This window comes from Bacillus sp. FSL K6-2839, assembly GCF_038003365.1.
In the GTDB taxonomy this organism is placed as follows: domain Bacteria; phylum Bacillota; class Bacilli; order Bacillales; family Bacillaceae; genus Bacillus.
Genome location: NZ_JBBOOZ010000002.1, coordinates 776,294 through 799,632, shown reverse-complemented (window position 1 = coordinate 799,632; position 23,339 = coordinate 776,294). Strand labels below are relative to the sequence as shown.

Annotated in this window: 25 protein-coding genes, 2 tRNA genes, 3 rRNA genes and 1 pseudogene; 3 read left to right on the top strand and 28 right to left on the bottom strand. The window is 43.9% G+C overall.

Going from position 1 to position 23,339, the window contains the following annotated elements; all coding sequences use genetic code 11:
• Positions 1-31: 31 nt before the first annotated feature.
• From hag to MHH26_RS18230, 7 genes are all read right to left on the bottom strand, one after another.
• Positions 32-997, bottom strand: coding sequence for a flagellin Hag (gene hag / locus MHH26_RS18260; RefSeq protein WP_017358869.1), 966 nt, complete (start codon positions 995-997; stop codon positions 32-34).
• Between the two features lie 49 nt (positions 998-1,046).
• Positions 1,047-1,169, bottom strand: coding sequence for a hypothetical protein (locus MHH26_RS18255; protein ID WP_334750703.1), 123 nt, complete (start codon positions 1,167-1,169; stop codon positions 1,047-1,049).
• 881 nt (positions 1,170-2,050) lie between these two features.
• A tRNA-Thr gene (locus MHH26_RS18250) sits at positions 2,051-2,123 on the bottom strand.
• A gap of 1 nt (position 2,124) precedes the next feature.
• Positions 2,125-2,199: transfer RNA gene (locus MHH26_RS18245), tRNA-Asn, on the bottom strand.
• Between the two features lie 42 nt (positions 2,200-2,241).
• Positions 2,242-2,357 (bottom strand): 5S ribosomal RNA (gene rrf, locus MHH26_RS18240).
• A 61-nt stretch (positions 2,358-2,418) separates the two neighbouring features.
• A 23S ribosomal RNA gene (locus tag MHH26_RS18235) occupies positions 2,419-5,349 on the bottom strand.
• A 182-nt stretch (positions 5,350-5,531) separates the two neighbouring features.
• Positions 5,532-7,080 (bottom strand): 16S ribosomal RNA (locus tag MHH26_RS18230).
• The 16S, 23S and 5S rRNA genes sit together here with 2 tRNA genes alongside, the layout of an rRNA operon.
• A 376-nt stretch (positions 7,081-7,456) precedes the next feature.
• Between MHH26_RS18230 and pdaB the strand changes: the two genes are divergently transcribed.
• The gene (pdaB, locus tag MHH26_RS18225; RefSeq protein WP_340974273.1) at positions 7,457-8,221 is read left to right on the top strand and encodes a polysaccharide deacetylase family sporulation protein PdaB; all 765 of its coding nucleotides are present in this window, start codon (positions 7,457-7,459) and stop codon (positions 8,219-8,221) included.
• Here pdaB and MHH26_RS18220 read toward each other — a convergent pair.
• Positions 8,214-8,816 (bottom strand): KinB-signaling pathway activation protein, encoded by a 603-nt coding sequence (locus MHH26_RS18220; RefSeq protein ID WP_340974272.1) that lies wholly within the window; start codon positions 8,814-8,816, stop codon positions 8,214-8,216. The two genes, pdaB and MHH26_RS18220, sit on opposite strands and share 8 nt — an antisense overlap.
• 90 nt (positions 8,817-8,906) lie before the next feature.
• Between MHH26_RS18220 and gerD the strand changes: the two genes are divergently transcribed.
• The gene (gerD, locus tag MHH26_RS18215) at positions 8,907-9,494 is read left to right on the top strand and encodes a spore germination lipoprotein GerD (RefSeq protein WP_034665564.1); all 588 of its coding nucleotides are present in this window, start codon (positions 8,907-8,909) and stop codon (positions 9,492-9,494) included.
• 38 nt (positions 9,495-9,532) lie between these two features.
• On the opposite strand, the gene MHH26_RS18210 is transcribed toward gerD, so the two are convergent.
• The 3 genes from MHH26_RS18210 to MHH26_RS18200 all read right to left on the bottom strand — a co-directional run bounded on the left by MHH26_RS18210 (position 9,533) and on the right by MHH26_RS18200 (position 11,910).
• Positions 9,533-10,591, bottom strand: a complete 1,059-nt coding sequence (locus tag MHH26_RS18210) for an Mrp/NBP35 family ATP-binding protein (protein ID WP_187704284.1) — start codon at positions 10,589-10,591, stop codon at positions 9,533-9,535.
• Between the two features lie 103 nt (positions 10,592-10,694).
• Entirely contained in the window at positions 10,695-11,408 is a 714-nt protein-coding gene (cwlD, locus tag MHH26_RS18205; protein WP_034665571.1) for an N-acetylmuramoyl-L-alanine amidase CwlD, read from the bottom strand.
• A gap of 58 nt (positions 11,409-11,466) precedes the next feature.
• Positions 11,467-11,910, bottom strand: a complete 444-nt coding sequence (locus MHH26_RS18200; protein WP_307498867.1) for a DUF2521 family protein — start codon at positions 11,908-11,910, stop codon at positions 11,467-11,469.
• A 144-nt stretch (positions 11,911-12,054) separates the two neighbouring features.
• Between MHH26_RS18200 and MHH26_RS18195 the strand changes: the two genes are divergently transcribed.
• Complete coding sequence (locus tag MHH26_RS18195; RefSeq protein ID WP_340974271.1) at positions 12,055-12,624, top strand: DUF4825 domain-containing protein; 570 nt, start codon at positions 12,055-12,057, stop codon at positions 12,622-12,624.
• Positions 12,625-12,661: 37 nt separating this feature from the next.
• Here the strand turns inward: MHH26_RS18195 and MHH26_RS18190 are convergent, their stop codons facing one another.
• The 17 genes and pseudogenes from MHH26_RS18190 to MHH26_RS18110 all read right to left on the bottom strand — a co-directional run bounded on the left by MHH26_RS18190 (position 12,662) and on the right by MHH26_RS18110 (position 23,317).
• Complete coding sequence (locus MHH26_RS18190) at positions 12,662-13,741, bottom strand: serine hydrolase (protein WP_340974269.1); 1,080 nt, start codon at positions 13,739-13,741, stop codon at positions 12,662-12,664.
• Between the two features lie 108 nt (positions 13,742-13,849).
• Positions 13,850-14,323: a GNAT family N-acetyltransferase gene (locus MHH26_RS18185; protein WP_334750963.1), complete on the bottom strand. Its 474-nt coding sequence runs from the start codon at positions 14,321-14,323 to the stop codon at positions 13,850-13,852.
• A gap of 38 nt (positions 14,324-14,361) precedes the next feature.
• Positions 14,362-15,108, bottom strand: coding sequence for an amidohydrolase family protein (locus MHH26_RS18180; protein WP_340974268.1), 747 nt, complete (start codon positions 15,106-15,108; stop codon positions 14,362-14,364).
• Between the two features lie 97 nt (positions 15,109-15,205).
• The gene (locus MHH26_RS18175) at positions 15,206-15,730 is read right to left on the bottom strand and encodes a GNAT family N-acetyltransferase (protein ID WP_340974265.1); all 525 of its coding nucleotides are present in this window, start codon (positions 15,728-15,730) and stop codon (positions 15,206-15,208) included.
• Between the two features lie 199 nt (positions 15,731-15,929).
• Complete coding sequence (rpsI, locus tag MHH26_RS18170) at positions 15,930-16,322, bottom strand: 30S ribosomal protein S9 (RefSeq protein WP_003217273.1); 393 nt, start codon at positions 16,320-16,322, stop codon at positions 15,930-15,932.
• 20 nt (positions 16,323-16,342) lie between these two features.
• Positions 16,343-16,780 (bottom strand): 50S ribosomal protein L13, encoded by a 438-nt coding sequence (gene rplM, locus MHH26_RS18165; protein ID WP_003217042.1) that lies wholly within the window; start codon positions 16,778-16,780, stop codon positions 16,343-16,345.
• A 166-nt stretch (positions 16,781-16,946) separates the two neighbouring features.
• Positions 16,947-17,690: a tRNA pseudouridine(38-40) synthase TruA gene (gene truA / locus MHH26_RS18160; protein WP_340974264.1), complete on the bottom strand. Its 744-nt coding sequence runs from the start codon at positions 17,688-17,690 to the stop codon at positions 16,947-16,949.
• A gap of 11 nt (positions 17,691-17,701) precedes the next feature.
• Positions 17,702-18,499 carry an energy-coupling factor transporter transmembrane component T family protein gene (locus MHH26_RS18155; RefSeq protein WP_044139647.1) on the bottom strand — a complete coding sequence of 266 codons (798 nt, stop codon included), beginning with the start codon at positions 18,497-18,499 and terminating at the stop codon, positions 17,702-17,704.
• Positions 18,496-19,365: an energy-coupling factor ABC transporter ATP-binding protein gene (locus MHH26_RS18150; protein ID WP_340974263.1), complete on the bottom strand. Its 870-nt coding sequence runs from the start codon at positions 19,363-19,365 to the stop codon at positions 18,496-18,498. The genes MHH26_RS18155 and MHH26_RS18150 overlap by 4 nt, the downstream gene beginning before the upstream one ends.
• Positions 19,341-20,183 (bottom strand): energy-coupling factor ABC transporter ATP-binding protein, encoded by an 843-nt coding sequence (locus tag MHH26_RS18145; RefSeq protein ID WP_095286189.1) that lies wholly within the window; start codon positions 20,181-20,183, stop codon positions 19,341-19,343. The genes MHH26_RS18150 and MHH26_RS18145 overlap by 25 nt, the downstream gene beginning before the upstream one ends.
• 124 nt (positions 20,184-20,307) lie before the next feature.
• Complete coding sequence (gene rplQ / locus MHH26_RS18140; protein ID WP_003216944.1) at positions 20,308-20,670, bottom strand: 50S ribosomal protein L17; 363 nt, start codon at positions 20,668-20,670, stop codon at positions 20,308-20,310.
• Positions 20,671-20,745: 75 nt separating this feature from the next.
• On the bottom strand, positions 20,746-21,690 hold the full coding sequence (locus MHH26_RS18135; protein ID WP_003217009.1) for a DNA-directed RNA polymerase subunit alpha: 945 nt from the start codon (positions 21,688-21,690) through the stop codon (positions 20,746-20,748).
• Between the two features lie 175 nt (positions 21,691-21,865).
• Positions 21,866-22,261: a 30S ribosomal protein S11 gene (rpsK, locus tag MHH26_RS18130; protein WP_003217231.1), complete on the bottom strand. Its 396-nt coding sequence runs from the start codon at positions 22,259-22,261 to the stop codon at positions 21,866-21,868.
• A 20-nt stretch (positions 22,262-22,281) separates the two neighbouring features.
• Positions 22,282-22,647, bottom strand: coding sequence for a 30S ribosomal protein S13 (rpsM, locus tag MHH26_RS18125; RefSeq protein WP_003217023.1), 366 nt, complete (start codon positions 22,645-22,647; stop codon positions 22,282-22,284).
• A 21-nt stretch (positions 22,648-22,668) separates the two neighbouring features.
• The gene (rpmJ, locus tag MHH26_RS18120; RefSeq protein WP_003156543.1) at positions 22,669-22,782 is read right to left on the bottom strand and encodes a 50S ribosomal protein L36; all 114 of its coding nucleotides are present in this window, start codon (positions 22,780-22,782) and stop codon (positions 22,669-22,671) included.
• A gap of 31 nt (positions 22,783-22,813) precedes the next feature.
• Positions 22,814-23,032 carry a translation initiation factor IF-1 gene (gene infA / locus MHH26_RS18115; protein WP_003217190.1) on the bottom strand — a complete coding sequence of 73 codons (219 nt, stop codon included), beginning with the start codon at positions 23,030-23,032 and terminating at the stop codon, positions 22,814-22,816.
• Positions 23,010-23,317: pseudogene (locus MHH26_RS18110) on the bottom strand (KOW domain-containing RNA-binding protein). The gene infA and the pseudogene MHH26_RS18110 overlap by 23 nt, the downstream one beginning before the upstream one ends.
• Between the last annotated feature and the right edge of the window lie 22 nt (positions 23,318-23,339).

The window sequence follows — 23,339 nt, the reverse complement described above, 5'->3', positions numbered from 1 at the left end:
AAGCCCCTATATAAAAGAGGCTTTTGGTTTATTAACGTAATAATTGAAGTACGTTTTGTGGCTGTTGATTCGCTTGTGCAAGCATAGCTTGAGAAGCTTGAGAAAGAATGTTGTTCTTAGTGAACTCACTCATTTCTTTTGCCATGTCAACGTCACGAATACGAGACTCAGCAGCAGTTAAGTTTTCAGCAGATGCACCCAAGTTGTTAATAGTGTGCTCTAGACGGTTTTGGACTGCACCAAGTTTTCCACGTTGAGCAGATACTTGGTTAATAGCTGCATCAACAATACTTAGTTGAGTATCAAAACCAACATCAGTAGCATCTGCTGCATTATCAGCAAATTTTCTAACATCGATGTCTTTAATAGCTTGATTCGCTACAATCCCATTAGCACCTTTCACTCCCAATGCATCTGTACTCATTTTATCAATATGAACTGAAATTTGTTGAGTTGCGTTAGCACCGATTTGGAACACTAAAGCATTACCACTTGCTGGGACTGCAGGTGTACCTGTATCTGGATCATCTGGATCTGTCGGCGGAATTGCTGGTGTTCCTGGGGTTCCTTTAAACGAACCATCTAATAATTTTTTACCGTTAAACTCTGTACGATTTGAAATTCCATCTACTTCTTCTTGTAAAGCTTTAATTTCATCTTGGATAGATTGAAGGTCAGACTCTTTATCCTGTGTACCAGTATTTCCAGCTTGAACGACTAGTTCACGAACACGTTGAAGGATTGAATGAGTTTCAGTCAATGCACCTTCAGCTGTTTGGATAAGTGAGATACCGTCTTGTGCGTTTTTAGACGCCATTTCTAATCCGCGGATTTGTCCACGCATTTTTTCAGAGATCGCTAGACCTGCTGCGTCATCTCCTGCGCGGTTGATTTTAAGACCAGAAGAAAGTTTCTCCATGTTCTTTTGGCTCGCACCGTTGTTTGCAGATAAACGGTTCAGTGTGTTAAGGGCTGCGATATTGTGGTTAATTCTCATTTCCTATTACCTCCATGTAATTTTTTTTGAGCTTGTCTGTAAAGTCCATTTAGATGAGAAGCTCTTCCTTAGAATTTCCGATTTCTAAGGCATGTGTATAGTAATAATGCAGAGCACCTTTTGGCTCTCTAACTTTACTACCATATGTAACATCAGTTATGGCAATAATCATGAAATCTCCTTCTATTAATGCTCACCATAACAAAGAGTATTATGTTACCTACTATAGACAGACCTACCACATATTTTAGTTTGTGGAAATTGTCAATTTCACAAATTAGACACATTTAACAAGCACATAGGGAAGATGAAATTTAATGAACTGCTTTTTATGGAATATTAAGTAAAATAAAAAGGGCATATTACGAAAACAGGAGGAGAAACATGATTAGTGTAAAACCGTGTGGAAACAACACTTTTTCGTATACCCTAGAATCACTCGATAAAGTAACAGAGAAAAGAAAAAGGTTTTTGAGAGAAGGATTCACTTCAAAAGAAGAACAATGAAAGTTGCGACAGCAAAAGAATTGCAGCTTCACAGATTTTCAAACGTTGAAAAATAAACATCAAAAAAGCCCCTGTTCTCTATGGCCAGGGACTTTACTTCTTTCATTTTTTCAATGCTTTTTGAAGAGCTGCTTTTGTCTTCGTTCCGTTCCATTTCTTATGTGGCACAACGTTGGCCAATAGAATTCCTTGCTAATTCGTCAGCTGACAAATTAGCATTGTACGTTCTCAACTGCCTTTTCAAATTTAAATACATGGTGGATCGATTCGCAAAAAGGCACGATATAAAGAAAATTCATTTGCATGTCATGCGTCTTACTCATGCTACTAAATCAAATCGGAATATACCTGTGGGTTTAATATCAAATCTGTCTCTCAGCGTTTAGGTCATGCGGATGTTAAAACAACTCTTAATACGTATACATATACGGTCAGAGAAGCAGACACTTTAGTGGCGGAGCTTAATTGGTCCCAAGCAAATAAAAAGGACATAAAAAAAAGCCTTCTCACCATCGAGAAACCCTGTCAGATCAACATTTAGAGGAAAGCTTCCAAGCGGGCTCGAACCGCTGACCTCTTCCTTACCATGGAAGTGCTCTACCTACTGAGCTATGGAAGCATGGCTCCGCAGGTAGGACTCGAACCTACGACCGATCGGTTAACAGCCGATAGCTCTACCACTGAGCTACTGCGGAATGATAAAGTAACTTCTTCCATTGGAAGGATATAAATAAAAAGCTTGGCGGCGTCCTACTCTCACAGGGGGAGACCCCCAACTACCATCGGCGCTGAAGAGCTTAACTTCCGTGTTCGGTATGGGAACGGGTGTGACCTCTTCGCTATCGCCACCAAACCTGATGGAGAGAATGTTCTCTCAAAACTAGATAACAATGTTCAAGCTTCACATTAGAATATAGGTTAAGTCCTCGATCTATTAGTATCTGTCAGCTCCACGTGTCACCACGCTTCCACCTCAGACCTATCAACCTGATCATCTTTCAGGGATCTTACTTCCTTGCGGAATGGGAAATCTCATCTTGAGGGGGGCTTCATGCTTAGATGCTTTCAGCACTTATCCCGTCCGCACATAGCTACCCAGCGATGCCCTTGGCAGAACAACTGGTACACCAGCGGTGCGTCCATCCCGGTCCTCTCGTACTAAGGACAGCTCCTCTCAAATTTCCTGCGCCCGCGACGGATAGGGACCGAACTGTCTCACGACGTTCTGAACCCAGCTCGCGTACCGCTTTAATGGGCGAACAGCCCAACCCTTGGGACCGACTACAGCCCCAGGATGCGATGAGCCGACATCGAGGTGCCAAACCTCCCCGTCGATGTGGACTCTTGGGGGAGATAAGCCTGTTATCCCCGGGGTAGCTTTTATCCGTTGAGCGATGGCCCTTCCATGCGGAACCACCGGATCACTAAGCCCGACTTTCGTCCCTGCTCGACTTGTAGGTCTCGCAGTCAAGCTCCCTTGTGCCTTTACACTCTGCGAATGATTTCCAACCATTCTGAGGGAACCTTTGGGCGCCTCCGTTACATTTTAGGAGGCGACCGCCCCAGTCAAACTGCCCACCTGACACTGTCTCCCTGCCCGATAAGGGCAGCGGGTTAGAAGGTCAATACAGCCAGGGTAGTATCCCACCGATGCCTCCACCGAAGCTAGCGCTCCGGTTTCCAAGGCTCCTACCTATCCTGTACAAGCTGTACCAACATTCAATATCAGGCTGCAGTAAAGCTCCACGGGGTCTTTCCGTCCTGTCGCGGGTAACCTGCATCTTCACAGGTACTATAATTTCACCGAGTCTCTCGTTGAGACAGTGCCCAGATCGTTGCGCCTTTCGTGCGGGTCGGAACTTACCCGACAAGGAATTTCGCTACCTTAGGACCGTTATAGTTACGGCCGCCGTTTACTGGGGCTTCAATTCGCACCTTCGCTTACGCTAAGCGCTCCTCTTAACCTTCCAGCACCGGGCAGGCGTCAGCCCCTATACTTCGCCTTACGGCTTCGCAGAGACCTGTGTTTTTGCTAAACAGTCGCCTGGGCCTATTCACTGCGGCTTCTCGGGGCTTTAACACCCTAAGAAGCACCCCTTCTCCCGAAGTTACGGGGTCATTTTGCCGAGTTCCTTAACGAGAGTTCTCTCGATCACCTTAGGATTCTCTCCTCGCCTACCTGTGTCGGTTTGCGGTACGGGCACCTCTCACCTCGCTAGAGGCTTTTCTTGGCAGTGTGGAATCAGGAACTTCGCTACTAAATTTCGCTCGCCATCACAGCTCAGCCTTTACGGGAAACGGATTTGCCTATTTCCCAGCCTAACTGCTTGGACGCGGATATCCAATACCGCGCTTACCCTATCCTCCTGCGTCCCCCCATTGCTCAAATGGTGAGGAGGTGGTACAGGAATATCAACCTGTTGTCCATCGCCTACGCCTTTCGGCCTCGGCTTAGGTCCCGACTAACCCTGAGCGGACGAGCCTTCCTCAGGAAACCTTAGGCATTCGGTGGACGGGATTCTCACCCGTCTTTCGCTACTCATACCGGCATTCTCACTTCTAAGCGCTCCACCAGTCCTTCCGGTCTGACTTCACAGCACTTAGAACGCTCTCCTACCACTGTTCGTAAGAACAGTCCGCAGCTTCGGTGATACGTTTAGCCCCGGTACATTTTCGGCGCAGAGTCACTCGACCAGTGAGCTATTACGCACTCTTTAAATGGTGGCTGCTTCTAAGCCAACATCCTGGTTGTCTAAGCAACTCCACATCCTTTTCCACTTAACGTATACTTTGGGACCTTAGCTGGCGGTCTGGGCTGTTTCCCTTTCGACTACGGATCTTATCACTCGCAGTCTGACTCCCAAGGATAAGTCATCGGCATTCGGAGTTTGACTGAATTCGGTAACCCGGTAGGGGCCCCTAGTCCAATCAGTGCTCTACCTCCGAGACTCTTACCTTGAGGCTAGCCCTAAAGCTATTTCGGAGAGAACCAGCTATCTCCAGGTTCGATTGGCATTTCACCCCTACCCACACCTCATCCCCGCACTTTTCAACGTGCGTGGGTTCGGGCCTCCATTCAGTGTTACCTGAACTTCACCCTGGACATGGGTAGATCACCTGGTTTCGGGTCTACGACCACGTACTCATGCGCCCTATTCAGACTCGCTTTCGCTGCGGCTCCGCATCTTCTGCTTAACCTTGCACGGGATCGTAACTCGCCGGTTCATTCTACAAAAGGCACGCCATCACCCATTAACGGGCTCTGACTACTTGTAGGCACACGGTTTCAGGATCTATTTCACTCCCCTTCCGGGGTGCTTTTCACCTTTCCCTCACGGTACTGGTTCACTATCGGTCACTAGGGAGTATTTAGCCTTGGGAGATGGTCCTCCCGGATTCCGACGGAATTTCACGTGTTCCGCCGTACTCAGGATCCACTCTGGAGAGAACAACATTTCAGTTACAGGGCTGTTACCTTCTTTGGCGGGCCTTTCCAGACCTCTTCGCTTATATCGTTCCTTTGTAACTCCGTATAGAGTGTCCTACAACCCCAAGAGGCAAGCCTCTTGGTTTGGGCTGTTCCCGTTTCGCTCGCCGCTACTCAGGGAATCGCATTTGCTTTCTCTTCCTCCGGGTACTTAGATGTTTCAGTTCCCCGGGTATGCCTTCTCATACTCTATGTATTCAAGTATGGATACTACTCCATTACGAGCAGTGGGTTTCCCCATTCGGAAATCTCCGGATCAACGCTTGCTTACAGCTCCCCGAAGCATATCGGTGTTCGTCCCGTCCTTCATCGGCTCCTAGTGCCAAGGCATCCACCGTGCGCCCTTTCTAACTTAACCATTTCTTACTTTAGAAAGAATCACTATGTGTGATGAACTTTGCATTGCATTCAATGTGAATGTATTACTTATTGTTATCTAGTTTTCAAAGAACAATCCTGTCTCGCTAGAGACATATCTTGAAGGAATGATCCTTCAAAACTAAACAAGACGAAAACGTACGCTGCTCCATATATCCTTAGAAAGGAGGTGATCCAGCCGCACCTTCCGATACGGCTACCTTGTTACGACTTCACCCCAATCATCTGCCCCACCTTCGGCGGCTGGCTCCATAAAGGTTACCTCACCGACTTCGGGTGTTGCAAACTCTCGTGGTGTGACGGGCGGTGTGTACAAGGCCCGGGAACGTATTCACCGCGGCATGCTGATCCGCGATTACTAGCGATTCCAGCTTCACGCAGTCGAGTTGCAGACTGCGATCCGAACTGAGAACAGATTTATGGGATTGGCTAAACCTTGCGGTCTCGCAGCCCTTTGTTCTGTCCATTGTAGCACGTGTGTAGCCCAGGTCATAAGGGGCATGATGATTTGACGTCATCCCCACCTTCCTCCGGTTTGTCACCGGCAGTCACCTTAGAGTGCCCAACTAAATGCTGGCAACTAAGATCAAGGGTTGCGCTCGTTGCGGGACTTAACCCAACATCTCACGACACGAGCTGACGACAACCATGCACCACCTGTCACTCTGTCCCCGAAGGGAAAGCCCTATCTCTAGGGTTGTCAGAGGATGTCAAGACCTGGTAAGGTTCTTCGCGTTGCTTCGAATTAAACCACATGCTCCACCGCTTGTGCGGGCCCCCGTCAATTCCTTTGAGTTTCAGTCTTGCGACCGTACTCCCCAGGCGGAGTGCTTAATGCGTTAGCTGCAGCACTAAGGGGCGGAAACCCCCTAACACTTAGCACTCATCGTTTACGGCGTGGACTACCAGGGTATCTAATCCTGTTCGCTCCCCACGCTTTCGCTCCTCAGCGTCAGTTACAGACCAGAGAGTCGCCTTCGCCACTGGTGTTCCTCCACATCTCTACGCATTTCACCGCTACACGTGGAATTCCACTCTCCTCTTCTGCACTCAAGTTTCCCAGTTTCCAATGACCCTCCCCGGTTGAGCCGGGGGCTTTCACATCAGACTTAAGAAACCGCCTGCGAGCCCTTTACGCCCAATAATTCCGGACAACGCTTGCCACCTACGTATTACCGCGGCTGCTGGCACGTAGTTAGCCGTGGCTTTCTGGTTAGGTACCGTCAAGGTGCGAGCAGTTACTCTCGCACTTGTTCTTCCCTAACAACAGAGCTTTACGATCCGAAAACCTTCATCACTCACGCGGCGTTGCTCCGTCAGACTTTCGTCCATTGCGGAAGATTCCCTACTGCTGCCTCCCGTAGGAGTCTGGGCCGTGTCTCAGTCCCAGTGTGGCCGATCACCCTCTCAGGTCGGCTACGCATCGTCGCCTTGGTGAGCCATTACCCCACCAACTAGCTAATGCGCCGCGGGTCCATCTGTAAGTGACAGCCGAAACCGTCTTTCATCCTTGAACCATGCGGTTCAAGGAACTATCCGGTATTAGCTCCGGTTTCCCGGAGTTATCCCAGTCTTACAGGCAGGTTACCCACGTGTTACTCACCCGTCCGCCGCTAACATCCGGGAGCAAGCTCCCTTCTGTCCGCTCGACTTGCATGTATTAGGCACGCCGCCAGCGTTCGTCCTGAGCCAGGATCAAACTCTCCGAAAAAGTACAAAACCGAAGTTTTGTTTTTCGCCAGTTTGACTGACTACCTATGATGTTTCATAGGATTTTTTTATAAAAACTCGAATTAACAGGTACGTTTTGTCTTGTTTAGTTTTCAAAGATCATCTTCGCCGTTCTTAGCGGCTTTAATAATATAACATTTCGCTTCATCTTATGTCAACAACTTTTTTCAAGTTTATTTCCCGAAGCGTTTTGTGTTTGTCACTGTGTGTCAGCGACGATTAATAATATATCACGAAAATATTCTATCGGTCAACGCCTTTTCAAAACTTTTTTTAAAATAGTTTTATTGTGCATCTCAAACCCTTGTCCTGCATACAATCAAGTAACAATCTTGGACAAGGCAGGAGTGTTTGAATTGAGTCAACTATATGTGTTGCCTATTAAACGGCTGAAGCAAATTGTCATTATTCTTGTAGCAGCCCTTGCAGCTGCAACCTTTTTTTATGTACAAAAGGCACCGCCGCTGTCGGTATTTAAAACAGAACACGGACCCCGAGCCATTTATAAAGGCGAGACTTCCTCAAAACATGTCTCCCTCACTTTTAATATTGGCTGGGGAGATGAGAAGGCAGTCCCTATTTTAAATGTCCTTCGAGAGTACGATATAAAGAACGCTACTTTCTTTCTGTCTGCTTCTTGGGCCGAGCGTCATCCTGATATCGTCAAACAAATTAGAGAGGACGGTCACCAAATCGGCAGCCTTGGCTATGCTTATAAAAATTATAGCCAGCTTGAAGACAGTGAAATCAAGCGAGATCTTGTCCGGGCACAAAATTCATTTCAAAAGCTTGGACTAGATGACATTCAACTATTAAGACCGCCAACTGGGCAATTTAACGAAAAAGCATTGAAAATTGCCACACAGTACGGTTATACAGTTGTCCATTACAGCGTCAATTCACAGGATTGGCTGAATCCGGGCGTCGACCAGATTGTTCAGAATGTAAATGATCGAATGAAAAGCGGAGACATTGTTCTTCTGCACGCTTCAGATTCAGCAACCCAAACCGCTCAAGCCTTACCAGCTATTTTGAAACAAATCAAAGAAAAGAATTTAAAAAATGTGACGGTTGGCGAACTGATCTCCAATACCAAAACAAAGTCATCGGAAGTTAAGTAGCTTTCGCCTTTGAAAAACGCGGCATAGCTAATAACTGAAACGCATTACAGCCTAATAGCGGAAATAGCATCAAATACAGCCAGTCCTCTTCATTGACTCTGAGCGCCGGGAACCATTCTAACGACGTGATGACGACCATGAGAAACATTGCGGAAACAAATGTTTTCTTAGAGGACTGCTGCTGTTTAAAGTAAGCCACGATCAATGCGAACACACCGATAAAGACAGGCAGCCATAGGTATGGAAGAAATGATTCATTCTCCCCGAAAAACAAAAACCGCAAGTAAGCTAAATCAAACAGCACAAAGATCACTAGAAACAATTGAATGGTATTCCATAAAGAATGTGACCGGAATATCTCTAGCGCAAACCGGTGCACCGTCAAAAAGACAACAAACCCCATCTGGCTAATGACACTAAAAATCATCCCCACACCAATGAACCAAAACAACACAGATGCGATCTCTAGAATGTCAAACGATATAAAAAGCTTCTGATATTTCCCCCACTCCAGCGCAAAGCCTACCACGCTTGTAATGACCGCTCCAACAGCTAGCACAAAGAAGAAAAAACGAACTAAATCCCGACTTTTCATTGAATTGATCCAACCCCTATTTTTGTTATGTATAAATTTACGTGAAACATTCATATTAAAAGTAAGACATGTAACGAAAGGAGCCACAGTATGTCAAAAGGCATCTTGCGTATATTGAGCTGTTTTCTTCTTTTATCTTTAACAGCTTGTGCTCCCAAAACCCAATCCTCATCTAATATGGACTATGACGAAACAAAGAAAATGGTCGTCGATATATTGAAGACAGATGACGGTAAAAAGGCCATTCAACAGTTATTAAATGACGAGGCAATGAATGAAGCTTTGGTAATGGATGAACAAACTGTGAAACAAACGATAGAGAAAACACTAACTTCTGATAAAGGCAAAGAGTTCTGGAAGAAGGTCTTTGAGGATTCTAAATTTGCCGAGACTTTCGCTAAATCCATGCAGCAACAGCATGAAAAGATGTTAAAACAGTTAATGAAGGACCCTGACTATCAGCAATTGATGATGGATATTCTCAAGGATCCCGAAATGGAAAAGAAATACGGTGAACTGGTGAAAAGCAAAGAGTTCAGAAAGCACTTAGAAAAAGTCATTACAGAAACATTAAGCAGTCCTCTTTATAAGAAGAAATTCGAAGATGAGCTCAAAAAAGCAGCATCTGAAAGCAGCAGTGATACTGGTTCAAAAGGCAGCGAAGAAAGCGGCAGTTAAACATCACCCGAGTGGAACTACATCCACTCGGGCTTTCATTATGCTTTTACTGCTAATTGTTCAATGACTTTATTCGCAATGTGTTGATACACTTCTCCTGTTGGATGGCTCGCATCATAGACGGATGGAGCAAAATCATCTTCATTCCAATCAGGCTGCCTTAGAGGAATTTGACCAAGGACCGATACTCGCAGCTCTTCCGCCAGCTTATCCCCGCCTCCTTTTCCAAAGACATATTCTTTCTCACCTGTTTTTTTGCTTTCATAATAGCTCATATTCTCAACGACACCCAGCACCTCGTGATCTGTTTGCAGTGCCATTGCGCCCGCTCTAGCAGCAACGAAAGCAGCTGTTGGATGCGGTGTTGTGACAATGATTTCTTTACAGCTTGGAAGCATTGTATGAATATCAAGCGCCACATCTCCCGTTCCAGGCGGAAGGTCTAATAGTAAGTAATCTAATTCTCCCCACTCGACTTCGTGGAAGAAGTTATTCAGCATTTTACCAAGCATCGGTCCTCTCCAAATGACCGGTGCATTTTCTTCAACAAAAAAGCCCATTGAAATCACTTTGACACCAAAGCGTTCCACAGGAATAATTTTTTCCCCTTTAACAGTTGGTCTGACGGTGATTCCCATCATATCCGGTACACTAAAGCCATAAATATCTGCATCAATCAGTCCGACTTTTTTCCCTAGACGAGCCAGTGCTACAGCAAGGTTAACAGACACGGTGGATTTACCAACGCCGCCCTTTCCACTCGCAATCGCTAAGAACTCAGGCGGATTTTTAGAGTTGAGCAAATTTTCTTCCTCATCTTGTGAAGGCATAAACCTTTCAAGTGTTTCCTGAGGCAATTCTTCAAAACGTAGCCCTACTGTGTTAGCGCCAGCTGATTTCAAGGCTTGTACGATGTCTTGCTGCAGCTTCATCTGCTCAGCAGTACCCGTTTTGGCAATGGCCACCTTTAAGCTCACATGCTCTTTTTCAGGCTTTAGGCTGATTTCCTTGATGGCATCCAGCTCACCAAGCGGTATATGAAGGAAAGGTTCGTCCATCTTCCCAATTAATTTTCTCACATCGTCTTGTCCGATCATAGCAGAACCTCACCCCTTATTGAATTCGTTTACAATCCAAGTATATCATACATATCCTTACAATGTCTGTCCTGTTTGCCTGCGATCAAAAGGAAAAAGCCCCTTATTCAGGCGGCTCTTTTTGCTCTGTTAAATATCTGAGAATGCCTTTATAAATGGAGGCAGCAATTTGATCCTGATATTTAGGTGTTGCCAGCTGACCTGCCTCTTTCGGGTTGGAGAGAAAGCCAATTTCCACAAGGGCTCCTGGCTTTGTGACATTTTGCATTAAATAAATGCCATTGATCCGCTTCGCCTTTCGATCTGTGTTTTCAAGATTCCTGCGTAATTCATCTTGGATGAACTTCGCTGCCTTTTCATTCTCTTCATATTTTCCGTAAAAAAACGTCTGCGCTCCGCTCCATTTGTTCGATGGGATCGCATTTAAATGAATACTTAAGTAGAAATCCGCTTCAGACTCATTAATGACTTTTACGCGGTTCCTCAAATCCTCCGCTTTCTTCCGGGCATATCCCTTTGTATTCTTTGATGATAAATCAGAATCATCCTCTCGGGTCATAAGAACAAGCGCTCCCTGCTCCTGTAAATAGTCACGTATCTTCATGGATACATCCAGTGCAATCTCTTTTTCAAGCAGCTCTCCTCCTACGGCCCCGCCATCTGGACCACCATGACCCGGATCTAGATAGATGATCTTCCCGCTTAGAGGCAAATTCCACGATTTCCACGAATCATCATTTAGAAATTGAAACCTGAATAAGAATAAGAGGACAATAAACCCGATTAAAAACCCTGTCCATTTCAGCTTTCTTTTCATCCCTGTCCCTCCCATACACCATTATTTTATAGATATGGGACAAGGGCTGGAAATATGCTTAGTGCAGCCGAAGCTTATGCCTTTTTTCTGATTCTCGAAAGCCTTCCTGCCACCACATGCTTAAAAAATCCCTCGCAAATGGATAAAAACATGACATCTCCCGCTCCATTCGGAACATATTTCCCCACGATTGCAAACACCCTGCCAGCTCTTCAACCAGCTCCTCTTCCTCATGAATTGACCGCTTCTTCATATCATCGAACGATTCACTGTACTTGCTCGACTCACCGTATTTCCCACCTGCTAAAAAAGCTTCAATGGCGAAATCGATGCAGCCATCACTCATAATACCGGCTGGATCATCTGCAAATGGGAACAGCTTCTTCGTGAATTTCTCGGAAGCGACCGTCACTTGTTGAAGAGACAATGTACGCAACAGCTTCTTTTCAAGCGTGACATCTCGTTTTGTTTTCAATTGATAAAATGAAAGAATTTCTGCCATGGACTGAACTCCTTTTTTCTTTGTATTGTTCGTTGGTTTGAACAAAACATGCAGTTCAGTAAATGGAAATCAATGATCTATCGTAATGGAAAATTGTGATAAAATAAACACTTATATAGAAAGAATGGAAAAGGGGCAAAATCAATGAAGAAATGGATGTATATCCTGCTGCTATTAACAATCGTCCTATCTGCATGCAGCAGTCAAGCTACCGAGCAGAAGAGCGACATGAAAGGAATAGAAGACATATCCTTAAAACAGCTTTCCAAGCATAAAAGCACGTATCTAGGTAACAACTCAGCCATTCGTGACATCTTATCAGAGCTTCCTGGAGGCATGATTCGAGAATTTGAAATCGTTGATGGGAAATCATTAGACGTCACGTACGGCGTAAAAGAAAATGCCGGCTACACAGAAGAACAATTTGACGCCTTCTGGTTTGATCAAAAGGACACGATTGAGAAAACGTATTTATACAACGCAATTGCACTTTTTATCCTTGTCGATAACGTAGAGCAAGTGACACTTAACATGAGCTCTAAAGACGAGCCATCCGTCACGTTTAAAAGACAACTGCTAGAAAAGAAGCTGCCTCACTCTTTTAAAGAGCACAAAGATGATGCAGTTCTTTGGCAAAAGGAGATTGTAGATGGAGTTGTGAAGTCAAAAGAAAAACGCCAAGATGTATACAAAGCGTTTCCCATGCAGAATTAATAAAACAGAGGGGTGTCTCCCTCTGTTTTTTTGATGATTATTTAGTAAAAGCTTGAATCAATCTTTGTCGGAAGTTTTGATCCACTGCTGCAGTAAGCATAAATTCATTGAATGCTCCCCCAATCCAATGAGAATTGTTCGCTTTCGGATCATTGATAAAAAGAGAGATGGACATAGATGATGTATCTGTTTTTCGATATAAAGCAGCTGTGAAAACAAACAATGTTGAACCGCCTTTATACCAAATATATTGATCTTTTTCCGTCTTCAATGTTTCTCCCAGTACGATTTGGCTAAAAAGACTTTTTTCTTCTATTGTTAATAGCTCATCATGTAGACGTTTCATAAATTGTGCATACTGATTGGTTGTAGACTTTGTCATCTTTTGCGTCAGTAATGATTGAATACGAAAGCTTAATAAGTTCTTTTTCGTCATTTTTTCTTCTAACGCCTTTTTATGCTCTGGGTCATTTTTCATGATATTGAAAATCTCATTCATCAAAGATTTGTATTGCTCATCAGTTACACCGCTCATTTGCTTTAATGCATCCCGCCGATGATCAGAAACATAGGATGACCACAAAAGCTTTGGGGTGACCGGCATGAGTTCATCATGTTCTGTAAGACCTGCTTGTTTCATCCGATCATTGATCTTTTCTAAGCCGAGCCGGTCAATTAAATAATCGGTACAAGCATTCGAACTGACTTGCATCATCCCTTTGGCGATATCTAATAAAGTCGCATGCTCAGAAAAATCGTTGACCTCGAGCCAGTACGTGTGTGCACCACCGTCTGTTCTATCAATATAAAACCGCTCTATATCAGACAATGCCACTTTTTCATCTAGCTTGATGCCGCCACTGGAGACAGATTTGACAAAATGAAATAAAACCATTAATTTCACCGTACTTGCAAGTGGTGTTTTTTGATCACCATTCCAATCTAACACCACGTCATCATTTTCAATGATTGTCACTGATACGTCCTTTTTGTTTTTTGCGACAAATGTCAAAAGATCTTCCTTCGTTTTCTTCATATCTCTTTTATACAGCAAGATTTGAACCATTACGTAAAGTATGACCACACCAATAACAACGAGACCGATTTTGAGTAACATGTTTCTCCTTTCCAAATAACAGAGGATTTACATATTCAATATAACAAATATTTCAAATAAAGGCGCAAAAAAGCAGAGGTTCGCGAATCCCTCCACTTCTTGATGTTCTTATTGATGGGGCAGATGCAGTTTCATCCCATCATGCGTAGCTTCAAACCCTAATTTTTCATAAAAACGGTGTGCATCTGGTCTCTGTTTGTCTGTTGTTAGCTGAATCATATGACAGCCGCGGTCGCTTGCGTGTTGAATAGCCCTTTTTATCAACATCGTGCCAATTCCTTTTCCTCTATGAGTCGAGGCTGTACGAACTCCTTCTATTGAAGCTCTCCATCCTCCTTGATGTGTAAGAAATGGCGTCATGGTCAATTGGAGAACACCTACAGCTTCTTCCTGATCACACGCAACCATGAGTTCAATATTTGGATCAGCATCTATTGAGTGAAAGGCTTTGATATAGCTTTCTAATAATGGTTGAGTGTAGCGCTCTCTTTTTTGACCTAACATATCATCAGCGAGCATGAAGACGATCTTGTCGAGATCTTCCAGCGTGGCTTCTCTGCACGTCAGTTGACTTAAATCCAAAGAAAACACCTCCTATGAAATGAAGTGAAACAATTTCATCATTGACCAAAATACCATTGAAGTGCGTTCTTATATAAGATGTGATCAGCAGCTTTTTCATCAAAAAGCTGTTGAATCAACTCAACATCACCGTATTCAAATGGACGCTTTGCCCTTGTGGATGGAAGGTCTGTACCAAACATCAGTGCATTAGGATTCGTTTGATAAATAGACGTCAGCGCATGTTCAACGTTTAAATCGACACGTCCAAAACCTGTTGCTTTCACACGAACTCCTTTTTCAACCAGCTTTAGCAAATGCGGCAAGCCTTCTTCCGATAAGCCTAAATGATCAATTGAAACGGCCGGCAGCTTTTCAAGCATAGATGAGATGTCAGGGAGATGCCTAGCGTCTATGTAAATCTCACTATGCCATCCCGCCAGCTCATACACCCTTCTCGCAAAATAATCGAGCTTCGAAATAGCCTCCGAACCACCCCGCTTCACATTAAAACGTAAAGCTTTTACCCCATGTTGATCCAAATGAACAATCTCATCATCAGTTGCTGTAAAAGGTAATTGAGTCACACCGCAAAAAGCTGGGCCCAGTTCATCTAGCGCTTTCAACAAATAGCCTTGGTCAAAGCCTTGAAATGACCCTGACACGATTGTCCCACCTAAAATCCCAAAATCAGCCGTCTCTTTCCTATAATCATTCACCACATAACTATGCGGTGTATATCCTTGGTTTTCTTGAATGGGAAAATCAAAATCAATGATATGAAAATGTGCATCAAAGATCCTCATGCCCGCGCCCCTCTTCTGCTTATTTGACCTGATTATATCAATAGTGAAAGCGAAGGGATATTTGGAATGACGAATTACTTCATATCATGAAAACTTATCAAGTCTTCTTCATGAACCATTCATCTTGTAAAATGGCATAGTAAAACTCATCCCACCACTCGTTTCCTTGTGGTATACACTTTTTAAAATACCCTTCTCTTCTCATCCCCATTTTCTCCATCACTCTCCACGATGGCACATTTTCAGGCTGACAAGTGGCAATGATTCGATGTAAATTCATTGTGTGAAAGCCATAATTTAGTACAGCATAAGCCGCTTCTGATGCATAGCCTTTGTTTTGATATGCAGGATTGAAGACCCACCCAATTTCATATGTGTGCTCACCAAAGTACGGATGAAACGCGATATGCCCAATGCATGTATGATCTTCTTTTAATAGGACAGCGACATACTTAGCATTTTCATGACGATTATTTTTGATAAATTCCTTCGCATCTTCTTTAGAAAATACATCTTCCGGAATATACTTCATCACTGCCGGATCAGATGTATATGCATAAACATCCTGCCAATCATCATCAGTAAATGGTCGAATGAGACACCTTTCTGTCGTTAGATTCATAGGACAACCTCCATAAATAATCTTCTTTTAAACAGAAAACTTTCTATACTCATATTTTATACGTATCCAAAAGGAAGTGACCAGTCATTATTTATTAAATAAAAAGCACAAAAAAAAGCACCAGCAGGATGCTGATGCTTTTAATATATGGTTTGTCTGTAACAAACCTTTGTAAAACGTCCATACAATATAAAATTGATTAACGTTTTGAGAACTGAGGAGCTCTACGTGCGCCTTTAAGACCGTATTTCTTACGCTCTTTCATACGAGGGTCACGAGTAAGAAGTCCAGCACGTTTAAGTGATGTACGGTACTCAGGATCTACTTCTAGAAGAGCACGAGAGATACCGTGACGAATTGCTCCAGCTTGACCAGAGAATCCACCACCGTGAACAGTTACAAGAACATCGTAGCTGTTAGCTGTTTCTGTGATGTTCAAAGGCTGTTTCACGTCTTCGATTAAAGCAGCGAATGGAATGTATTCAGTAATTTCACGATTATTAACGACGATACGGCCTTCACCTGGAACTAAGCGAACGCGCGCTACAGAACTTTTACGACGACCTGTACCGTAATATTGAACCTGTGCCAAATTGTTAACCTCCCTTATAATTAACCGCGAAGTTCGTAAACTTCAGGTTGTTGTGCTTGATGTGGATGCTCAGAACCACGGTACACATTTAATTTTTTGAACATTTGACGGCCTAATGGACCCTTTGGAAGCATACCTTTGATAGCAAGCTCCAACATTTTTTCAGGGTAGTTTGTACGCATCTCAAGAGCAGTTCTTTGTTTCAAACCACCTGGGTGCATTGTGTGACGGTAGTAAATTTTGTCCGTCAATTTCTTACCTGTTAATTCAATTTTCTCAGCATTGATGATGATGACGTGATCACCTGTATCAACGTGTGGTGTATAAGTTGGTTTGTGCTTACCGCGCAAAAGTGATGCTACTTCAGTAGAAAGACGACCTAGAGTCTTGCCTGCCGCATCAACAACTAGCCATTTGCGCTCAATTGTGCTTGCGTTCGCCATTGGTGTTGTACGCATGAGTTTCCCTCCTAAATAAATCAATGATTTTTCCTTGAATCAAATGCTACGTTCTATTTCAAAACACAAGATAAGTCTTCCGGGGCTTATTTGTGGGGTTGAAATACATACCATATGATATCTTATAACTTTCTGCTTCCTGTGTCAAGAACATGTTACACCTGGTTTAGTTGTCATAGAAAACTTCCCATAAATACAGTCCGTGACTAGGCGCAGTCTTGCCTGCCGCTTCGCGATTTCGGGCGGCAAGCATGGCTTTTATCTCCTCAGGGTGAAATTTACCAGATCCGATTTCAAGTAACGTTCCAGCGATAATTCGCACCATGTTGTATAAAAAGCCATTTCCTCTCACACGCATTTCAAGCCCGTCTGAGACGTTTTCCCACTCAAGGGTGTAAATATCCCTCACCTTGTCCTGAACCTCTGTATTAGCCGCACAAAAGCTTGTGAAATCATGTGTGCCAATGAGGTGCCCAGCGGCTTCTCTCATTTTGCCTGCATCCAGCCGGTAAGGATAGTGGCAGGCATACTGTCTCGTGAACACATTTTGGTGCGTTTCCGTTGAGACCTTATAACGGTACTCCTTCGAAACGACACTAAAACGTGCATGAAACGAGTCATCCACTTCCTCAGCCTTTAGAACCCGGATATCATCCGGCAGGAGACTGTTGAGGGCAAAAGGCCATCTCTCCATCGGGATCGAGAGCGGGGTATCAAAATGGATGACCTGCCCTTTCGCATGCACACCGCTGTCCGTGCGGCCAGAAGCCACAATCGGAATCGGTTCATCCTGTTTGTGCATTCTTGCAAGAGCAGACTCGATCTCCGTCTGAACAGTCCGCTGCCCAGGCTGCACCTGATAGCCTTTAAAATGTGTCCCATCGTAGGATACGGTACATTTGACCTTCATCTAGGAATCACCTAATTTCTCAGAAGCACAAGGAGTGCTGTTAACAGGATGAATAGAAGCAGCGTGAACGTGTCTTTCATGCCCCAGACAAGCTGACGGTATTTCGTCCGCCCTTCTCCCCCGCGGTAGCCTCTCGCTTCCATTGCTGTCGCCAGTTCCTCTGCACGCTTAAACGCACTGACGAAAAGCGGAACAAGCAAAGGAACAATTGCTTTCATGCGGTCCTTTAGAGGTCCGCTTGTAAAATCAACACCTCTTGCCATTTGTGCCTTCATGATTTTGTCCGTCTCTTCTAGTAAAGTTGGAATAAACCGAAGAGAGATGGACATCATGAGAGCAAGCTCGTGAACAGGCAGTTTGATTTTACGGAATGGATGAAGCAATTTTTCCATACCGTCTGTCACTTCTATAGGCGTTGTGGTTAACGTCAGAAGTGTCGTCATCATGATGAGATAGACAAAACGGAGTGAAATGAAAATCCCCTGCTTTAGACCTTCTTCATAAATATTTAAAAAACCAAAGTGAAATAGCAAGGCGCCATCCTTTGTCATGAAGATATGCAGAATGAAGGTAAACAGGACAATCCATAGGATCGGCTTCATTCCCTTGAGAATAAAGTATAGCGGCACCTGAGAAACCATCACCACAAGGAGGGTAAAGACACCTAAAAGCCCGTAAGTGATGTAATTATTAGCAAAAAAGACAATAAAGACAAAAAAGAAAATTGATAACAGCTTTGTCCTTGGATCAAGACGATGGACAAAGGATGAACCTGGCACATATTTGCCGATAATCATACTATCCATCATGATGTCGTGTCCTCCTGATAAAGAGCTGTTAAGGCTTCTGCCATTTCATCCATGGTCATAAGCGGCCTTGGAAACGTAATGCCCAGCTTTTCTTCTACAGTCTGCTGGAATTTAATCGTTTCTGGGAGGTCGAGACCAAATGAAGACATGTCTGTACGATTAGCAAACAATTCTCTCGGCGTACCTGTCGCCTTCACTGTTCCTTTATGCATCACAATCATTTGATCCGCATAATGAGCGGCGTCCTCCATACTGTGTGTAACCAGAATCGTGGTGAGGTTTGCCTTTTGATGAAGTTCATAGAACATGTCCATGATTTCCTTCCGTCCGCGTGGATCTAACCCTGCAGTCGGTTCATCCAGCACAAGCACTTCTGGCTCCATCGCTAGAACACCTGCAATCGCCACACGTCTCATTTGACCGCCGCTTAGTTCAAAGGGAGATCGAGATAATAGAGATTCAGGAAGACCAACCAGCTTCAGCATTTCCTTTGCCTTCGCTTCTGCCTTCTCCTGAGGAACGCCAAAATTCATCGGACCAAAGCAGATATCCTTTAGGATCGTTTCTTCAAAGAGCTGATGCTCAGGAAACTGAAACACGATGCCTACTTTTTTCCGAAGGGATTTTAAACCCTTCTGCTTTTTATTGGCTTGTAAGACGATATCTCCAAGCGCAATGCTCCCCTTCGTTGGTTTGAGCAATCCATTTAAGTGCTGCAGCAATGTGGACTTGCCAGAGCCTGTATGACCAATGACAGCGACATAACTGCCCTCTTGGATGGAAGCATTGACATCATACAAAGCGAGACGCTCAAACGGCGTTTTCATTTGATAACGATGCTCTAGTTCTTTGATCGTAATGTCCATAGCTCTTTCACCAATCCTTCTTGTGTCAAATGGGCATTTGCAAGCGGCACACCTTGCTGCTTCAATTGTTTGCTCAACCGATAGGAGAATGGCAGATCAAGTCCAATCTGAACCAGCTGTTCATCTAGTTCAAATACTTCCTCTGGGGTTCCCTCGGCAAATTTTTTCCCGCCATTCATTACAATGACCCGGTCTGCCTTAGCGGCCTCGTCTAAATCATGTGTGATGGAAATGACTGTGACCGTTCCTTGTTCCTTCAATAGTCTAACAGTCTCTAACACTTCTTCACGGCCAATCGGATCAAGCATCGATGTTGCTTCATCCAAAATCATGATGTCAGGGCTTGCGGCAAGTACACCTGCAATGGCGACTCTCTGCTTTTGCCCGCCTGATAGATGGTGCGGCTCTTGATCAAGAAACTCCTGCATATTGACCTGTTTAACAGCCCAATCTACACGTTCTATCATCAATTCCCGCTCAACCCCGTTATTTTCTAAACCAAAAGCCACATCATCACGAACCGTTGAGCCAACGAATTGGTTATCTGGGTTTTGAAAGACCATTCCGACCTTTTTGCGAACATCCCAAACACTCTCTTCTTTGAGCTCAATCTCTCCAACCTTGACCGTTCCAGCATCCGGTAAAATGAGCCCATTCAGTACACGGGCAAGTGTGGATTTACCTGAACCGTTATGGCCAACAATGGCGAGCCATTCATTTTGGTTCACATGCAATGACACTTGATCTAAAGCGGGCTTGTCCGCATCCTTGTGATAACGAAATACAATGTCCTTTACGTCAATTAATGTCTTCCCCATCTCTACCGGACCTCCTCTCAGCTCAATCTCTTCTTTGCTTATTGCTAAAAAGCCGTAGTATCTAAAAAAGGGCATAGATCCAGTTATGAACTGTCCCGCCCTTTCTTAGATACACGCTATGTGATTAAACTAATTCAATGACAGCCATTGGTGCGCCATCGCCGCGACGAGGTCCAAGCTTCATGATACGAGTGTATCCACCTTGGCGATCTTCGTAGCGAGTTGCAACGTCAGCGAATAATTTTTGAAGTGCATCTTGGTTTGTTTCAGCATTAGCTACTTCATTACGAATGTAAGCTGCAGCTTGACGGCGAGCATGAAGATCTCCGCGTTTGCCAAGAGTGATCATTTTTTCAACTACAGAGCGAAGTTCTTTCGCACGTGTTTCAGTTGTTTCGATGCGTTCGTTGATGATCAAATCAGTCGTTAGGTCACGAAGCATTGCTTTACGTTGTGCACTAGTGCGTCCTAGCTTTCTGTATGCCATGTGATGTCCCCTCCTTAGTTAGAGATGCTGTATGAATAAAAAACACACGAAAATCCTAGTTCACAATGAAACTAGTCAATCGTCTTTACGAAGACCCAGTCCAAGTTCTTCTAGTTTCGCTTTCACTTCTTCAAGAGATTTACGTCCAAGGTTACGAACTTTCATCATATCCTCTTCTGTCTTGTTAGCAAGCTCTTGAACAGTGTTAATACCCGCACGCTTCAAACAGTTGTAAGAACGAACAGAAAGATCAAGCTCTTCAATTGTCATTTCAAGCACTTTTTCTTTTTGGTCTTCTTCTTTCTCAACCATGATTTCAGCATGCTGAGCTTCGTCAGTTAACCCAACGAAAATATTCAGGTGTTCAGTTAAAATCTTAGAACCTAGAGCGATCGCTTCTTTCGGTCCTGTGCTTCCATCAGTCCATACATCTAGTGTTAATTTATCATAGTTTGTGATTTGCCCAACACGGGTGTTCTCCACTTGATAAGTCACACGAGATACAGGTGTATAGATTGAGTCGATCGGAATCACACCGATTGGCTGATCGTCTCTTTTGTTTGCATCAGCAGGATTATACCCGCGACCTCTTTGTGCAGTTAAGCGAACACGGAAGCTCGCATTCTTGCCAAGAGTTGCGATGTGGAGATCTGGATTTAAGATTTCAATATCGCTGTCGTGTGTAATATCAGCAGCTGTTACAGTACCTTCATCTTGTACATCAATTTCAAGCGTCTTCTCTTCTTCAGAGTAGATTTTGAGTGCAAGCTTTTTAATGTTTAAGATAATCGTTGTAACATCTTCAACCACGCCTTCGATCGTTGAGAATTCGTGTAAGACACCATCTATCTGGATCGATGTTACAGCTGCACCAGGAAGTGAGGATAAAAGGATACGACGAAGGGAGTTCCCTAAAGTGGTACCATATCCACGCTCAAGTGGCTCTACGACAAACTTGCCATACTTGGCATCGTCGCTGATTTCAACCGTTTCGATTTTTGGTTTTTCAATTTCGATCATCTAATAAAACCCTCCTTCAAAACGTCGAAACCTCGAATAGAATCATATGAGATTCCATCCGAAATTCCTCATTGTTTAGTCCCGTATGTGCTCAGGCAACGAGTCGTGTATTCGTCTCATAAATAACTGTATCATAACCCATTATTGACAGGGACACAAAATCTATACAAACAAATTACACGCGGCGACGTTTTGGTGGACGGCATCCGTTATGAGGAACTGGAGTTACGTCTCTGATTGCAGTAACTTCAAGACCTGCAGCTTGAAGCGCACGAATTGCAGCTTCACGACCAGAACCAGGACCTTTAACAGTTACTTCAAGTGTTTTAAGACCATGTTCGATAGAACCTTTAGCAGCAGTTTCAGCAGCCATTTGTGCAGCGAAAGGAGTAGATTTACGAGAACCTCTGAATCCTAATGCACCAGCACTTGACCAAGAAATTGCGTTTCCATGAACATCAGTAATCGTTACAATCGTGTTGTTGAAAGTGGAACGGATATGAGCGATTCCAGCTTCAATATTCTTTTTCACGCGACGTTTACGCGTATTTTGTTTACGAGCAGCAGCCATTCTTTAACTACCTCCTTTACTTATTTTTTCTTGTTAGCTACAGTACGACGCGGACCTTTACGAGTACGCGCGTTGTTTTTTGTGTTTTGTCCACGAACAGGAAGTCCTCTACGATGACGGATTCCGCGGTAGCTTCCGATTTCAATTAGACGCTTAATGTTAAGTGAAACTTCACGACGAAGGTCACCTTCTACTTTAAGTTTGTCAATGATATCACGGATTTTACCAAGTTCGTCTTCAGTTAGATCGCGAACGCGAGTGTCTTCAGAAACACCTGCTTCTTTAAGGACTTGTTGCGCAGTCGTACGACCAATTCCAAAAACATATGTTAAAGAAATGACAACACGTTTATCACGTGGAATATCTACACCAGCAATACGAGCCATGATTTGGGCACCTCCTTGTTATTAGCCTTGTTTTTGTTTATGTTTTGGGTTTTCACAGATCACCATTACTTTTCCTTTTCTGCGAATAACTTTACATTTTTCACAGATAGGTTTAACAGATGGTCTCACTTTCATGTGTTTCCAACCTCCTTCTTCCGGAGTTGCTTTATTTGTAACGGTACGTAATTCTACCACGAGTTAAGTCATATGGAGATAATTCTACCGTAACTTTGTCTCCAGGTAAAATGCGAATGAAGTGCATACGGATTTTTCCTGATACATGAGCCAAAACTGTATGACCATTCTCTAGTTCAACTTTGAACATTGCATTTGGCAAAGTTTCTGCTACAGTACCTTCCACTTCAATTACATCGTCTTTCGCCATTCAAGTGTTCTCCCTTCTTCAAATCAGTAACTTGCTCTCTGACAAATGTCCAAATGAGTTCATCTCAATTGTCCATCTATCACCCGACCTGTTTTGAATATACTGTTCTGAACTTCCGGAGATACGCAACCATAAAAGGTTATATGATTGATATTTTTTCTTAGGAGAATGAAATTTACGCTTTTCTCCGTCTGCGATTAGTACATGGCAGCCACCGAACATGCCGATGACACCTGTATACTGATCTTGTTCTTTCCTTTGGACTATACAGACAACCTGCCCGATTTGGGCCTGAAAGGCTTCAGTG